The organism is Akkermansia sp. AE01SA01, assembly GCF_036417395.1.
Classification (GTDB): domain Bacteria; phylum Verrucomicrobiota; class Verrucomicrobiia; order Verrucomicrobiales; family Akkermansiaceae; genus Akkermansia.
This window is the reverse complement of record NZ_CP143890.1, coordinates 2,440,854-2,455,902: the sequence shown is the minus strand read 5'-3', so window position 1 is coordinate 2,455,902 and position 15,049 is coordinate 2,440,854. Positions and strand designations below refer to the sequence as shown.

The 15,049-nt window shown below is 57.0% G+C and carries 14 protein-coding genes and 1 pseudogene; 4 read left to right on the top strand and 11 right to left on the bottom strand.

Going from position 1 to position 15,049, the window contains the following annotated elements; genetic code table 11:
- Positions 1 to 9 precede the first annotated feature (9 nt).
- The 4 genes from frr to V3C19_RS09895 form a co-directional block, all read right to left on the bottom strand.
- Complete coding sequence (frr, locus tag V3C19_RS09910) at positions 10 to 576, bottom strand: ribosome recycling factor (protein WP_067571688.1); 567 nt, start codon at positions 574 to 576, stop codon at positions 10 to 12.
- A 55-nt stretch (positions 577 to 631) separates the two neighbouring features.
- Positions 632 to 1,357, bottom strand: coding sequence for a UMP kinase (gene pyrH / locus V3C19_RS09905; protein ID WP_295876000.1), 726 nt, complete (start codon positions 1,355 to 1,357; stop codon positions 632 to 634).
- Positions 1,358 to 1,423: 66 nt separating this feature from the next.
- Positions 1,424 to 2,314 (bottom strand): mechanosensitive ion channel family protein, encoded by an 891-nt coding sequence (locus V3C19_RS09900; RefSeq protein ID WP_161984055.1) that lies wholly within the window; start codon positions 2,312 to 2,314, stop codon positions 1,424 to 1,426.
- A gap of 821 nt (positions 2,315 to 3,135) precedes the next feature.
- On the bottom strand, positions 3,136 to 3,762 hold the full coding sequence (locus V3C19_RS09895) for a peroxiredoxin (RefSeq protein ID WP_161981439.1): 627 nt from the start codon (positions 3,760 to 3,762) through the stop codon (positions 3,136 to 3,138).
- A gap of 132 nt (positions 3,763 to 3,894) precedes the next feature.
- On the opposite strand from V3C19_RS09895, the gene V3C19_RS09890 reads away from it, so the two are divergent.
- The 4 genes from V3C19_RS09890 to V3C19_RS09875 all read left to right on the top strand — a co-directional run bounded on the left by V3C19_RS09890 (position 3,895) and on the right by V3C19_RS09875 (position 8,705).
- The gene (locus V3C19_RS09890; protein ID WP_161981664.1) at positions 3,895 to 5,604 is read left to right on the top strand and encodes a sodium:calcium symporter; all 1,710 of its coding nucleotides are present in this window, start codon (positions 3,895 to 3,897) and stop codon (positions 5,602 to 5,604) included.
- A gap of 145 nt (positions 5,605 to 5,749) precedes the next feature.
- Positions 5,750 to 7,303 (top strand): hypothetical protein, encoded by a 1,554-nt coding sequence (locus V3C19_RS09885; protein ID WP_295932573.1) that lies wholly within the window; start codon positions 5,750 to 5,752, stop codon positions 7,301 to 7,303.
- 13 nt (positions 7,304 to 7,316) lie between these two features.
- Entirely contained in the window at positions 7,317 to 7,541 is a 225-nt protein-coding gene (locus V3C19_RS09880) for a hypothetical protein (RefSeq protein WP_130084489.1), read from the top strand.
- 438 nt (positions 7,542 to 7,979) lie between these two features.
- Positions 7,980 to 8,705, top strand: coding sequence for a PEP-CTERM sorting domain-containing protein (locus tag V3C19_RS09875; RefSeq protein ID WP_295932569.1), 726 nt, complete (start codon positions 7,980 to 7,982; stop codon positions 8,703 to 8,705).
- Positions 8,706 to 8,986: 281 nt separating this feature from the next.
- On the opposite strand, the pseudogene V3C19_RS12870 reads toward V3C19_RS09875, so the two are convergent.
- From V3C19_RS12870 to dinB, 7 genes and pseudogenes are all read right to left on the bottom strand, one after another.
- Positions 8,987 to 9,411 (bottom strand): annotated as a pseudogene (locus V3C19_RS12870) (hypothetical protein); the annotation flags it as partial.
- A gap of 9 nt (positions 9,412 to 9,420) precedes the next feature.
- A complete protein-coding gene (gene recR, locus V3C19_RS09870) occupies positions 9,421 to 10,029 on the bottom strand; it encodes a recombination mediator RecR (protein WP_130084487.1) in 609 nt (202 codons plus the stop codon).
- The gene (locus V3C19_RS09865) at positions 10,022 to 10,465 is read right to left on the bottom strand and encodes a hypothetical protein (protein ID WP_130084486.1); all 444 of its coding nucleotides are present in this window, start codon (positions 10,463 to 10,465) and stop codon (positions 10,022 to 10,024) included. The genes recR and V3C19_RS09865 overlap by 8 nt, the downstream gene beginning before the upstream one ends.
- Positions 10,466 to 10,558: 93 nt before the next feature.
- Entirely contained in the window at positions 10,559 to 11,806 is a 1,248-nt protein-coding gene (gene fabF, locus V3C19_RS09860; protein WP_130084485.1) for a beta-ketoacyl-ACP synthase II, read from the bottom strand.
- A gap of 127 nt (positions 11,807 to 11,933) precedes the next feature.
- Positions 11,934 to 12,947: a GDSL-type esterase/lipase family protein gene (locus V3C19_RS09855; RefSeq protein WP_330937081.1), complete on the bottom strand. Its 1,014-nt coding sequence runs from the start codon at positions 12,945 to 12,947 to the stop codon at positions 11,934 to 11,936.
- A 129-nt stretch (positions 12,948 to 13,076) separates the two neighbouring features.
- Positions 13,077 to 13,592 carry a peptide-methionine (R)-S-oxide reductase MsrB gene (gene msrB / locus V3C19_RS09850; RefSeq protein WP_295932564.1) on the bottom strand — a complete coding sequence of 172 codons (516 nt, stop codon included), beginning with the start codon at positions 13,590 to 13,592 and terminating at the stop codon, positions 13,077 to 13,079.
- 111 nt (positions 13,593 to 13,703) lie between these two features.
- Positions 13,704 to 14,783, bottom strand: a complete 1,080-nt coding sequence (gene dinB, locus V3C19_RS09845) for a DNA polymerase IV (protein WP_130084483.1) — start codon at positions 14,781 to 14,783, stop codon at positions 13,704 to 13,706.
- Between the last annotated feature and the right edge of the window lie 266 nt (positions 14,784 to 15,049).

Here is a 15,049-nt window from a genome sequence, read left to right as displayed (position 1 = left end):
AGTGCTGGCTCAGATGGTCATGATGTCCTTTTCCTTGGCGGCTACCAGATCGTCAATTTCCTTGACATACTTGTCCGTGAGCTTCTGGATCTGCGTTTCCAGGTCCCGCTGGCCGTCTTCCGTCACAATGTTGTCCGTCTTGAGCTTTTTGGCGGAGTCCATGCCATTCTTGCGGGCGCCGCGCACGCGCACACGGGCTTCTTCCGCCTGGGATTTGACGAGCTTCACCAGATCCTTGCGGCGTTCTTCCGTCAGGGCGGGGATGGGCAGGCGGATGGAGCGCCCTTCCACGATCGGATTGAGGTTCAGCTTGCTTTCATTGATGGCGCGGCCGATGTCGTGGGCCGTGCTGGGGTCGAAGGGCTGGATGAGGATGAGGCGGGGTTCCGGCGTGCTGATGACGGCCAGGCCCTTCAGCTTCATAACGGAGCCGTAGCTGGATACGTGCACGTCCAGGTTTTCCACAAGGCCGGGAGAGGCTTTGCCCGTGCGTACGCCGGAGAATTCCTGCCTGGCGAAGTCCACGGCCTTGAGCATGGCTTCCTCCGTCTCCAATAGTAATGTTTCTGCGTCCATATGATGGTTGATGCTAAGTGTTTTTTTGTATGGTTGAAAGGTTTTTCCGCCGGGTTCAGCAGATCGTGGTGCCGATGGGCTCCCCGAGCAGGGCGCGGGTGATGTTGCCCGGAGTGTGCATGTCGAATACGATGATGGGCTTTTTGTTGTCCATGCAGAGGGTGAAGGCCGTGGAGTCCATGACCTTGAGCTGGCGTTCCAGGCATTCCTGATAGGAGATGGAGTCAAAGCGCTTGGCCCCGGAAACTTTCTTGGGGTCCGCATCATACACGCCGTCCACGGAAGTGGCCTTCATCACGACTTCCGCGTTGATCTCGCTGGCGCGCAAGGCGGCCGTGGTGTCCGTGGAGAAGAAGGGGTTGCCCGTGCCGGCGCCGAAGATGACAATTTTGTTGTTGTCCAGGTAGGAGCGGGCTTTCAGGCGGATGAAGGATTCCGCCACGTTTTTCATTTCAATGGCGGATTGAACCACGCAGGCTACTCCGGCGCGTTCCAGCGCGCTTTGCAGGGCCAGGGCGTTCATGACTGTGGCAAGCATGCCCACGTAGTCCGCCGTAGCGCGGTCCATGCCGCGCACGCTGGCCTTGGCGCCGCGCCAGAAGTTGCCGCCGCCCACTACCAGCCCGATCTGGACGCCTGCGCGGTGCGCCTGTGCGATTTCTTCAGCGATGCGGGCGACGATTTCCGGAGAGATATTGTCCATGCTTCCAGGGCTTCGCAGGGCTTCCCCGCTGAGTTTCAGAAGTATTCTTTTAAAAACAGGTGCTGGTGTGTCAGACATAAATGCGGCTTTTACGCAGACAAGATTGAAATTTCACGGGGGAAAAAGAAAGCAAAAAGAATAGCTTTACTGATTTTTCTCTGGCGTGCCGGTGATTTCCACTTTGATGGGGGTTCTGCTCTCCACGCTGCGGGTGGGGAAGGGGAAGGAAATGCCCTCCGCCGCAAAACGGTGCTTGATATCGTGCGCCAGGGTTTTCTGACAGTCCAGGAAGTTGTCCTTCAGGCACCAGGCCCCTACCGTGAAACCCAGGGAAGAGTCCTGAAAACCTGAAAACATGATGAGTGGCGCCGGGTCGTCCAGGCAGAGCTTGTTTTCCTTGACTACTTCTTGAAGGACGCTTACGACGTGCTCAATATCGCAGTTATAATCCACGCCCAAGGTCAAATCGCAGCGGCGCGTGGAAAAACGGGTGATGTTGCTGACCGGATTCTTGATGATCATTTCATTGGGAATGCGCACCATGGTATTGTTCGGCAGCCGGAGCTGGACGGACATGAGGTTGATGGAGTCCACGTTGCCGGTAATTCCGTCCACTTCAATCATGTCTCCCAGGTTGATCTGCTTTTCCCCTACCAGGAAAAGGCCGCTGATGATGTTGGACAGGGAGGTCTGGGAGGCGAAGCCCACGGCCACGCCGATGATGCTGGCCGCACCCAGCAGGGTGAGGATGTCAAACCCCATCAGGGCGAAGGCCTCCACGCCGATGATGATATAACCCGCGTTTTTGACGATTTTCACCGTCAGGCGGGACGCCTGCGGAGACATTTTCATGGAGGTGATTTTGCGGAGCACCTGGCAAAACAGTTTCAAAAGAATCCAGCTGATGACCAGCCAGATGATCACATGCACGATTTTTGCCCCGGCGGACTGCACCATCTCCAGCTTGAGCCAGTCCGGCATGTTCAGAAAGTCCATGGTTTTTGTCCATATGTCTTCCGTGGGGCCTGCTGCCATGAAGTCCGCATTCATGCCAAGTGTGTAGCAAAGGCGTTCATGCGGCTCAAGGGGCGTGCGCGTATTCTTCCCGTTTTATGACGGGAACATTTTCAGGGAAAGGATTGGGGAATGTGCATGAAGATAGACAAATATGGGGATAGGAGCCGGGTCCCCAGTGGAAAATGTTTTAGATCAACATGAATAAAACTACCTCATTATGGGATGTGCTGGACTGGCTGTCCTTGCCGTTTCTGCTGAAGCCGGACCTTCACGTTTTTTGGAAACCGGACGTGCCGCCGGTTAATACCCATTCCGGGATGGCTTCAGAAAAGCCGGGACCCGGTTTGAACGCTTCAAGCAGTGTCATTCCCCCTCCGGACGCACGGTTGCCGTCACTGTGGCGGGAAAGGACGGGAGAAGCTGTGAGGCGGATTTTGAAGACTCCGAAACGGAGGCCAGGGCCGCGCATGCGGCGTGGGAGAAAAGACAGGGGACCAAGTCCAGAATCTTCGGCAATCAGGCGGAGCAGGAGGCGGTGCCAAAATTTTTCACGGGAAGCGGAGCGGAAGGCTCTGCTGGGCGGATGCAGAAATTGAAACTGGCCGTAGAGGCTTGAAAGATAGACGGGATTCCTACCGGAAAGCTGGCAGAAGTCTTATCCCGGCGGATGAAACAGGCGACCATGAGCAGGATGCAATCAACTACTTGATTGCCGACAACAAGGTGAATATAACTCTGGAACAGGGGCGGCGGCATTGTGATCCTTCCGCGGTGCATGAAAAATCAAAAAGGCCGTTCCGCAAAATGCGGAACAGCCTTGAAGCTGCTTGAAATGCTGGTTACTTGCTGAGGTAGCTGGCCACGCCTTCGTGAGACGGAGTCATGGCGGCTTCACCCTTGTGCCAGCCGAGCGGGCAGACTTCTCCGTACAGCTCGAAGTGCTGGAGGGCGTCCACGACGCGGATGGCTTCTTCAATGGAGCGGCCCAGCGGGAAGTCATTGATGAGCTGGTGGCGGACGATGCCGTCCTTGTCAATCAGGAAAAGGCCGCGGTAGGCGATCATTTCCCCGGAGACTTCGATGTTGCCGTCTTCATCGATTTCCTCGTTGCCGGCCAGAACGCCGTAGTCGGAGGAAATGGTCTTGTTGATGTCGGCCACGATGGGGTAGCTGACGCCCTGGATGCCGCCCTGTTCGCGGGGGGTGTTCACCCACGCCCAGTGGGAGAATTCGCTGTCCGTGGAGCAGCCGACGACGGCTACGTCACGCTTGTCGAATTCGCCGAGCGCCTCCTGGAACCCGATCAGTTCCGTGGGGCACACGAATGTGAAGTCCTTCGGATAGAAGAAGAGGATCACATATTTTTTTCCCTTGAACTGGTCAAGGCTGAAATCCGGGACGATGGTACCGTTGACGACTGCGTTTGCACTGAAATGAGGTGCTGGTTTTCCGATGAGGAGCATGATATGTTTTTTGGTTTGGTTCTAAAAGAATGATTCCAAAAAACGAGAGGAAGTCAAGTGGCAATGACGTTCCGCAAGTGGCAAAAGGGCCTGTTTTCTCTTGAAAACGAGACTTGTTTTGTCAGTATTGGCTGCATGTCATCCCTGAAGGCGCAGCAGGACCAATGGTCCGGAAAGATAGGAGTGATTCTTGCCGTGGCCGGAAGCGCCGTGGGACTGGGCAATTTTTTGCGTTTTCCTGGCTTGGCCGCCCAATACGGCGGCGGGGCGTTCATGGTGGCTTACGGCATCATGCTGGTTCTGGTGGGCGTGCCCGTGGCTTGGGCGGAATGGTCCATCGGGCGCAGGGGCGGCCAGCAGGGCGCCCATTGCGCCCCCGGCGTGTTCTGGTACCTGACGAAAGGGTCCAGGCTGTGGAAGTTCCTGGGCGTGCTGGCGGTGCTGGGGCCCTCTTCCGTGGCTTTTTATTATATGGTGGTGGAGGCGTGGTGCTTCGGCTACTTCTGGAAAATGCTGACGCAGCCGGAGCTGTTTGTTACGGCGGAGAGCACGGCGCAGACGTTCTTCTCCTTCACCGGCATGGCCGGAGACGGAAGCGCCCTGTTGTCGGACAACGGAATGCTCTGGATCGTGGGCGGCGTTATTCTGATCAATCTGGGCATTATCTACCGGGGCATCAGCAAGGGGATTGAGATGTTTTCCCGCTGGTTCATGCCCGTGCTGCTCCTGGTCTCCGTGATATTGCTGGTGCGCATCCTCTGCATCGGCACTCCTGATCCGAATTATCCCGACCGCAGCATTGAACAGGGGCTGGGGTACATGTGGAACCCCAGCAAGGTTCTGGTGGAGGAAAAAACGCCGGAAAGCGGGGAGTGGAAAACGGTTTCCATGGTTTCCGCCTCCAGGCCGGGAGCGATGGAGGAGGCCGGACGCCAGGTAGAGATGTCCAACGGAACGCTGAGGCTCACGAAGGTGACGCTTTGGGATGGACTGCGGAATATCGAATTGTGGGTGGCCGCCGCCGGGCAGGTGTTTTTAAGCCTTTCCGTGGGGACGGGGCTGATTCTGACGTATGCCAGCTACGTGCGGAAAAAGGAGGACATCGCCCTCAGCGCCTTGTCGGCCTCTGCCTCGAACGAGGTGTGCGAGGTAGGGCTGGCCGGCATGATGACCGTGCCCGCGGCCGTGGCGTTTTTGGGGGTGGCCGGCGCGGCCGGGCAGGGTACCTTCGCTCTCGGGTTCATGGTTCTTCCCCAGGCTTTTGCCAAGATGGGGTCAAGCGTGGTATTCGGCAGCCTGTTTTTCCTGCTGCTTTCCGTGGCGGCGGTGACCAGCTCCATTTCCATGATGCAGGTGGGGCTGGCGTTTATTGAGGAATTCATGGGGTTGAAGCGCAAGCTGGCCGTGGTGGTGCAGGGTTTTTTCGCTTCTACGGGAACGCTGGTCGTGGCGTGGTTCAGCAAGGACCTGCTGGCGATGGATACGTATGACTTTTTTCTTGGCACTCTCTGCTTTTTCATGAGCGGCATGGTGATGATGATTCTGTTTTCCTGGAAGCTGGGTGTGGATTCCGGCCTGCGGGATCTGGAGGACGGTTCCGTCATCCGGATTCCCAGGATTTACCGTTTCATCATGAAGTATGTGACGCCTACCCTGCTGCTGGTTATTTTCCTGGTCTGGCTGGCGGAAAATATCTGGGTGAAGCAGGCGGCACCCGTAGCCGCCCTGGGCCGCGGGGAACACGGAGCCGTGATCCCGATGGGATTCCTGGCGGCGTACGTGCTGTTTCTGGTTTTCATCACCATGGCTTCCAGCAGGCACAAAATATATCACGGTCCCCGGTAGGCGGAGGGGACGGGCGTGCGGCTCCGGGGCAGGCGGCCATGTGCGGGAGGGCCTCCGGTTTTATCTGCACGTGGCAAGGGTTTAGGGCTCCTTGCGGGGGAATTCGCAGGCTTGACCATGCGCGTATTTGCTATAGTCTGATACCATGTCCAGAACGAGGAGGATACGCAGAAAAAAGGCCCGAACCGGAGGACTCTGGAAAAAGCTGCTGCTGTGGGGTGTTTTTGGTGCGGCCGTTTTGGCGGTTGCCGGAGTGGCGGGGTCCTATCTGTACGTGAGGTCTTATCTGAAAAGCGACTCTTTTCTGTCCATGCTGCGCCAGTCCGCGATTGACGACATGAACGTGGATGACGCCCGGATCGAACCCCTGGAGTGGGACGGTTCCGGAATACGGTGCGGCGGGGTGACCATGCAGGGGCGCGAGTTCCTGACCAGTCTCCAGGCCAGGTCCATTGAAACGGAGTTCAGCCGCTGGGACCTGCTGAAACGCGCTTTTGTCATCAATTCCGCCAATATTGCGGAGCTGAAGCTTCAGTTGTCTCCTGTACCCTTCCGCTTCAAGGAGAAGGAGGACGGGCCCAAGAGCTGGGTGGAAGAAAACATTTTGCCGGATACGTTCCGGCTGGAGAAGGGAAGCATTAATTCCTTTTCCGTTTCCTACGGAACTTCTGGCCATCTGTATACCCTGGACGGGGCAGGTGTGGAGTGCACGCATGATGACGGCTCCAGCCAGTACAGGTTTGACTTGCGCGGCGGAAAACTGCTGGTTCCTTTCAAACTTTGCCCGGAATTTTCCCTGATGTCCGGAACGGTGCAGTTTAATCACTCCAGCGGGCGCCTGAAGGTTCCCTCCTGCCGTCTGACGACCGATGCGGGCGGCTATTTGGATATCAAGGGTGACTGGGACAGAATGACCTCATCCTGGACTGCCAACGTCGTGATCAATAGTATTCCCGCTTCTTCCATATTGGCTGACGACTGGAAGAAGCACGTCCAGGGAGAAGTGAGCGGCGGCGTGGATTTGCGCGGTGATCAGGGCAGGCTGACCCATGTGGCCGGACTGTTCCGCCTGCAGAACGGCATGCTGTCCGGGCTGCCTGTCCTGGACAGGCTGGCCCTGTTCTGCGATTCCTCCAGATTCCGCCAATTGGCCCTGCACAAGGCTTCCGCCCAGTTCCGCTACGGCAACGGAGTCTGGCATGTGTCCGATGTAGTAATAGAGAGCGAGAACCTCATGCGGGTTGAAGGCTGGCTGGAAATAGGGGATGACGGTTCCTTAAAGGGGCGCTTTCAGGTCGGCTTGCGGGCGGATGGCATGTGGAATTCCCTTCCGGGATTTTCCGACGTGTTTTCCGCTTCCCGCCAGGGCGGGGGGGCCGGGCTCGTCTGGGCGAATGTGAACATTGGCGGAACATTGGACAACCCTTCGGAGGATTTGTCCGCACGCCTGCTTAAGGCAGCCGGAGAACGTTTGAAGGAAATCGGCATGGAGAAAGTGGCTGAGGCGGCAGACGTAGCCTCGCGCCTGTTCAACAAGGCGGCGGGGAACGGCAGGGACAAGGACGAGAAGAGGGAGGACGGATTCAGAATTCCTGCCGCGGACAAGGTTCCTGTTCCGATGATGCCCAATCTTCGGGATGCCGCGGAAGAAGGGCTCAAGACCGGAAGCGGTTTGATGGACGGCTTGATGAATCTCTAAATGGAGCTTGCTGATGAAACCATATCCTTTCCATACGGTGCAGACGGTGGCTGTTATTATGGAACGCATTGCCGATACGGCATTCCGCGCCGCCCTGCCTAATGGCAAGACAACCGTGGCTTTCGTGGAGAAGAAGAATGCGCCGTTGAGGGATGTTCTCCAACCGGGCGACCGGGTAAACGTAACTATTTGTCCGGCGGATTTTGACCGGGCCCGCGTGGACGGACTCGCGGATTAACGGATTTGGCGGTCAAATTTTCCCGAGGCCGGGATTAAACCCGGCCCGGTCCGTGCGTACGGTTCATCCTTTACGCAAATGACAATAGCTATGGATGAAAGGCTGGATGAGTTGGGAAGGGATGGCCAATGGCCCTCATCAGGAGGGCAATTATGATGGCCGATCAGAAGGAATTGTGCAGGGGTTTTCAAATCCGGCGTCAACACAGATAGTTGAATTAGAATAAAAAAATTAATTCATCTGTACACTGTCCAGATATCCGTGATTTCAGCCCATTCTTCAATACATTATCTAAATTACCTAGATCTAAAGAGATACAATTATTTTCCATCGTCATTTCCGCCCACCGGATTTGAAATCCGTTATTCGTAGCGTGTTACCATCCATGGGGAATTGGTGCAAAAAAACACTATTTAACACAGTTAACTATACTTGAAGATGAAGCCCTCCTTATTTTTTGCCGCCTCGCTCATCGCGCTTGCAGGCACGGCCCAGGCAGCGATTATCTTTGATTACCAAGCCAATCCCGGAACGACGACTGCCCTGTATGACCCTTCCGTTAGTGAAGGTGTTTCCATCACAGGCCAAACGGTCACCAATGGTTCCGGCGCCGCGTTGTTGCAGAAAACGGGTACCAATTATGTGAATTCCTTTTTGAGTCCCAACGTGAATGTGGGGACCGGAGGTACATGGACCCTGACTTTGTCCTTCACCGTAACGGAAGATGTAACCATTGATTCAATAGCTCTGAATCTTTTTACATTCAACGGTTCCAATCAGATTCAGAACAGCAACCGCAAAGGTGCGTATACGTTTAATTTGAAACTGGGGGATACGGTTCTGGCCAGTTGTGCCGATTCCTCTCTGACTTATGCGGGAACCGGGGATATCACTCCTTCCGGCGCACAGAAGGCCAGCGTGGAGACACTGGGGCAGCGGGGCGGTTCTTCCGGAGTGAGGGAAGAGTCTTCCCTGGACAAGGCTGTTACCTTGACGGCGGGAGAGACTTATTCCATGGAGCTTTCTCTGTCCCGGGGGGCGGAAACCAATGGGTATTTTGTAGGGCTGGGGGCCATTGAATTGAATACTGTTCCCGAACCCGCCACGGCTTCCCTGGGTCTGGCCGGATTGACCGTATTGCTGCTGAGACGCCGCAGGGGATGATGTCTCCCGCAGTGTACCTGTTTTTCAAGCTGCTCCTGTAATTAAAGGGAGCAGCTTTTTTATTCCCTGAGTAGGGAAATTGGCGGTTAGGAGGAGGCAGATGATCTCATGGCAAGCTGAATCAAGCCGCATGAAATAGGCTTTTCTCATGTAAAAAGGGGTACGAATGAGGTGTGTATGATGCCGATAATGGCGAACATTAATCAATGCGACCAGTCATGTGACATTATAAAACGGGATACCGAAGAAAATGACTCCGGCGGTCTGGGGGGGCGAGCGCTCTATTTGGCAAATACCTCAAAATCCAGCGTTCCCCGTTCGGATCCATTCACAATAAGCGTAATCGAATGCTTGCCGGGGTAATGCTTCCGTGTACTTGCATCCTCAAACGAATGGGTTTTCGTGTAAGGCTGCTTACCGTTTTCCTCTAAGGAAAGTTCGGATATCTGGAATATCTTACGGTTTCGTCTGCCGTTTGCCTTCACATAATCAATGCCATATTCCAGCCTTACCCTGGCTGTTTTTTGGCCTCAATCCTAAAGAAAAAGGTGATTTCCCCTCCAATGCAAACAGACGCAGCCCCAGCATGATTCATGCAATCGGTATCCGCGAATCCAAAGATGTCCAGCACTTCCCTGTTGCCCTTTTTAAGAAGTGTCCTGCACCCGTGTCTTACAATCCAGTCCGTATGGCTGTTCCTGCCGAAAGAAGGCGGTTAAAGCATGGTTCTGCCTTCCAGAGCTTTCATCAGGGTCAGCGTATCCGCATGGCTGAGGCCGGACCCGGCGGGCAGTCCCTGGGCGGGGCGGGAGATTTTGCAGTCCAGGTCTTTCAACAGGTGGTGCAGGTAGGTGGCCGTGGCTTCCCCTTCCACGTCGGACCCCGTTGCGAGAATGACTTCACACCCCGGCTGGCCGGCCACCCGTTCCACCAGGGACTGGATATTGAGGTCTTCCGGTTCAACGTCGTCCAGCGGGGAGAGTTTGCCCCCCAGGCAATGGTACAATCCGCGGTAGGCGCTGCTGCGTTCAATGGGAATCACGTCCGTGGCCTGTTCCACCACGCAGATGGTCCGGACGTCCCTTTCCTCGTCCCGGCAGGCTTCGCAGAGGGCTTCCGCCGTGCTGAAAAAGCCGCAGACCGGACAGGGCGTGACACTGTCCGCCGCCTGGCCGATGGTCCGGGCGATGGATTCCGCTTCTCCCATGTGCCCCTGGAGCATCCACAGGGCCATGCGTTCCGCGCCGCGCGTGCCGATGCCCGGCAATTGCTTGAGGGCGGCGACCAGTTCAAGCACGGGCAGGGGATAATCCAGATTATTCATGAGATGAAAGGGGGCCCTGTTCCGGCTTTGCCGGGAGGGGCCACAGGATGGCCAGCAGGCCCGCAGTTCCGGCGGAAAGCAGGCAGGGCACAAAGTTGAAGAAAACGCCCCAGAGGCCCAGGGCCGGAGTGAAACAGGCCAGCAGGAGCAGGAAGGCGGCGAGAACGGCCGATTTGCGAAGAATTCCGCGCATCATCAGCAGATTATAGGCCGCGCCGAGGGTGAGCAGGATGCACAGCAGGAATCCGCCGCCGGGGGACAGGGCCGGGGCATCCGGGGACAGCAGGAACGGAGCCTGGGCCATGGCTTTTCTCAGGGCGAATGACCAGGAGGGAGTTACCCCCACCGAGTAGAGCACCACGATGAGGGCGATCCCCGCTATGGAGAACAGGGCCCAGCGCATGAGCAGAATGTCCTGATGTGTTTTGGAGGCCATGGTTGTAAAAATGCAGAAGGCGGAAGCGCGATGACTGCGGTGAAACACAAGCATCGGCACTTCCGCCGGGAAGATTCCGGGTTCCGGAAGGAATCAGGAGAATTTCTTCACGATGACGGAAGAGTTGTGACCGCCGAACCCGAAGGAGTTGCTCAGTGCGGCGTTCACCTTGGCTTCACGCGCCTTGTTGGGCACGCAGTCCAGGTCGCATTCCGGGTCCTGGTTATCCACGTTGATGGTAGGCGGAATAATGCCGTCCTGCATGGCCATGAGGCAGGCCGCCAGTTCCACGCCGCCCGCAGCGCCCAGAAGGTGCCCGGTCATGGATTTGGTGGAACTGATCAGCAGACCGTTTTTGGCGTGGTCACCGAATACGGCCTTGATGGCCTTTGTTTCGCAGATGTCGCCCAGGGGGGTAGAGGTGCCGTGCGTGTTGATGTAGTCGATGTCTTCCGGCTTCATTCCCGCGTGGTCCAGGGCCATCTGCATGCAGCGGGCGGCTCCACGGCCTTCGGGATCCGGAGCGGTGAGGTGGTAGGCGTCCGCGGAGATGCCGTAGCCGACGAGTTCCGCATAGATTTTGGCGCCGCGTTTTTGTGCGTGTTCCAGCGTTTCCAGAATGACGACGCCCGCGCCTTCACCCATCACGAAGCCGTCGCGGTCCACGTCATACGGGCGGGAGGCGCGCTGGGGTTCGTCGTTGCGTGAGCTGAGGGCCTTCATGTTGCTGAAGCCCGCTACGCCCGTAGGCAGGATGGTGGCTTCCGCCCCGCCGCAGACCATGACGTCCGCATCGCCGAATTTCATGATGCGCCATGCTTCCCCGATGTTGTGGTTGGAGGTGGCGCAGGCCGTGACGATGGACATGTTGGGACCGCCGAAACCGTATTCCATGGAAATGAGGCCGGAGGCGATGTTGCTGATCATGTACGGGATCATGAAGGGGGACACGCGGGCCGGTCCCTTGGAGAGAAGCGTAGCGTGCTGGGTTTCCAGCGTGCCGAGGCCGCCGATGCCGCTCCCGACCATGACGCCGATGCGCGTCTTGTCCACGGCTTCCAGATCCATGCCGGAGTCCTTCAAGGCCATTCCGGCCGCGCCCATGGCAAAGTGCGTGAAGCGGTCCACGCGGCGGGCGTCCTTCGGAGTCCTGAAATAGGGGGTGGGGTCGAAATCCTTGACTTCACCGGCGATTTTCGTGGAATAATCGGAGACGTCCATGGATTTGATGGTGTCAATCCCACTGCGTCCGGCCTTCATGGCTTCCCAGGTGCTTGCAAGATCATTGCCCAGGGGGCTGATCACTCCGATGCCGGTGATAACAATTCTGCGGTCGGTCATAATAAGTGTGAGTGGTTGCAAATAATGCTTAAACCAAAGTAAACGACATTCCGGGAAAGGTCAAGCTAATCCCCCGCGGCCCGGAAGGCCGGAAGCATGGCCTGAAAAAGGTTTTTTCAAAAGGCTTTTACGACCCTGTGCGGTCTGGCCCCTTATTCTCCCGGAGCATGGAGGCGCCCGTTTGCCGGACGGCATCCAGGATGAAGTCCACAATGGGGACCGTATCTTTCAGGCAGCAGGGCTGAGGGGCCGCTCCGGCTTCAGGGCCGGCCTTGGTGCTGGCGCCTTCCGGGATACGGGGCAGTTTGGCGATGGGAACACCCGCAGGAATGCCGGGGCGCTTATGGCCTGTTTCCGTCAGCCATGCCAGTTTGAAGAGGTTGTGCCGCTCCAGGATTTTCCTGAAGGCGTCTCCTTCCGGGAAACGAACGTCCGGGGGGAGGTTCAGGAAGGAAGCTACTGCGGGCCAGACGGACCTGGCGATCATCAAATGGCCTTCCGGGCCGGGATGGACGCCATCAGGGGCATAAATGAATCCGGGATTCTTTTCTTTGGCGGTCCTGATTTGGCGGGAAAGCCCGGGGCGCATGTCCGCCACCAGCCAGCCTTTATTTTTCTGCCCGTTCAGCCATCCGGCATAGATGTCCAGAACCGCGTTGTAGCGGGCGGAGTCTTTTTCAGGCGTGTCCGCCATGTAAAGGGGAGGCGTCACGGCGATGAACCGGGCTTTGGCTGATTCTGCCTTTGCTTTCAGTCGTTCCATGCCTTTCTGGTAAGCTTGAAAGTTGGCCTTGGAAAAAGGCTGCATCATGCCGTCGTTCATGCCGTAGCAGGCGATGACCAGGGTGGGCTTGTACCGGGAAAGAATGGCGTCCAGGCGATCATGGATGCAGGGGCGAGGAAAGGCTCCCTGCGCATGGCCGGGCTCTGAAAGTCCGGAGGCTGTTTCGCTGGGAAGGGAAAAGTTGACGATTTCCGCATTCCTGTACGCGGAATTCTGCCGCAGGCCGGATTCCAGGAGAGCCGGCCAATAGCCAGCGTAGGGGATACTGTCCCCCAGAATGGCGATTCTGGGAACTGCTGCCGGGGATTGGGCCGGGAAGAGTGTGAGCAGGACCGGAATGATGCGTATGATGGACATTCCCATGATACGTCACTACGTGGGAGCAGGAATGGATGTTTCAGGGAAACGCCTGTCCGGAAAGAGGAATGCCGCAGGAGTCCCCTGATGGAACTCCCGGTGGGTGTCCAGCTCTTCCTTTTTCCGTCTTCAGGATATGTGTCCAGCGATGACTGGTTGAGGAGCAGGCTGGAAATCCAGGGAAAGGGAATTGACGCAATAACGCATGTTTTTTGGCGTAAGACGTTCGCCACTAAATAGATGTCCCAGGTGTCCTCCGCAATGGGAGCAGGTGATTTCCGTGCGCTGGCCGGAGTTCTGGCGAATTTTTCGGACGGCGTCCGGCAGGGAGTCGTCAAAGCAGGGCCATCCGCAGCCGGCATCGAATTTGTCTTCCGACCGGAACAGGGGTTCCCCGCATTTGCGGCAGACATAGGTGCCCTGTTCGAAAAAGCTGACGAATCTTCCGGAAAAGGGAGGTTCCGTTCCCTGATGCTCAATGATGCGCTTTTCCGTTTCAGTCAGCGGATGCCGCCTGCGGGAGGGACCGGGATCAGGCACGCTCTGGGAGGCGGGAACTCCTCCTTCCACGGCCATGACGCCCGCCACGCCTTCCGCGATCGTCGCCATCCATGATATCCAGTGTTTCCGTTCTTCCGTATTCATACGGGGGTAAGACCGGAGCAGATGCGGTTTTGCTCATTCATGGCACGATATCTTGTGGATAAGGTCCTTTTTTAGGGAAGAAACCAGAAAATATGGGAGTATGTGGAGGTATTAGTATTCCAAATCCAGCCAAAGCTGTTCCCAGACGCCCGGAAGGTGTTCTTCAAGAGGGTTGGAGACGGACAGGCCCAGAAGGCGGAAGGTGCTGTCTCCGGAATCCAGTTCTTCCATCATCGTGCGCGCCAGGGGCAGGATGTCCTCCATGTCCGTCAGGCAGTCCGGCACGGTAATGCTCCGGGATTTCTGGACGAAGTCCGGGAATTTGATTTTCAAGGTCAGGGTATTGCCCCGGAATCCGGCGCGCGCCAGGCGCCCCGCCAGTTCTTCCGCCAGAACGGGGAGGCTGTTTTCCAGGGCCTGGGCTTTAGTGACGTCTTCCCGGTAGGTCTGTTCGCAGCCCACGGATTTGCGGATGCGGGATGATTCCACGGGGCGCTCGTCAATGCCGCGGGCGAAGTTGTAGAATAGGACACCGATTTTTCCGAAGTGGCGGACCAGGAATTCCTGGTCCCGTTCCCTGAGCTGGGCTCCGTTGGTGATGGACAGGGCGTGCATGCGTGCGGCGGTGGCCTGTCCCACGCCCCAGAAGGATTCGATGGGCAGGCGCGCGATGAATTCCGCGGCGCGGGAGGGGTGAATGGTGAACAGGCCGTCCGGTTTGCGGTAGTCGGAAGCGATTTTGGCCAGGAATTTGTTGTAGGAGACCCCCGCGGAGGCCGTCAGGCGCAGTTCCTGGCGAATTTCCCTTTTGATGCGCCGGGCGATTTCCACGGCCAGCGGGATTCCCGGCTTGTTTTCCGTGACGTCCAGAAAGGCTTCGTCCAGGGAAAGAGGTTCCACCAGGTCCGTATAACGGTGGAAAATCTCGCGGATCTGGGCGGAAACGGCTTTGTAGACGTCCATGCGGTTGCGGGTGAAGATCAGCTTGGGACAGAGTTTCATCGCCTTCATGGAAGGCATGGCGGACCGGACCCCGAAGCGGCGCGCTTCATAACTGGCCGCCGCTACCACGCCGCGCATTTCCGCACGTCCCACGGCAATAGGTTTGCCGCGGTATTCCGGATGGTCCCGCTGTTCAATGGATGCGTAAAAGGCATCCATATCCACATGGATGATTTTTCTCTGTTTCATGGGGAATGTCCGTGTTCCGGCCGATACCGGATGGGTGAACGGAGAAGACGGCTCAGGATACCACGGGTTCCCTTTTCAGTCCAGTTGGACGGGGAAAAAGGGGATGTTGAGGAAATTTATGTTTCCAGTGGGAAATGGATTTTTCAAAGGGAGGAATTATGCATTCAACGCAGAAGAAAACCAGGAACCGGGAATCCGGACAAGAGAGGCGGCCGGATGGATGGGCGTGCGATTGGGGGCTGCTCTCCGTGCCCGACAGGGGTGTT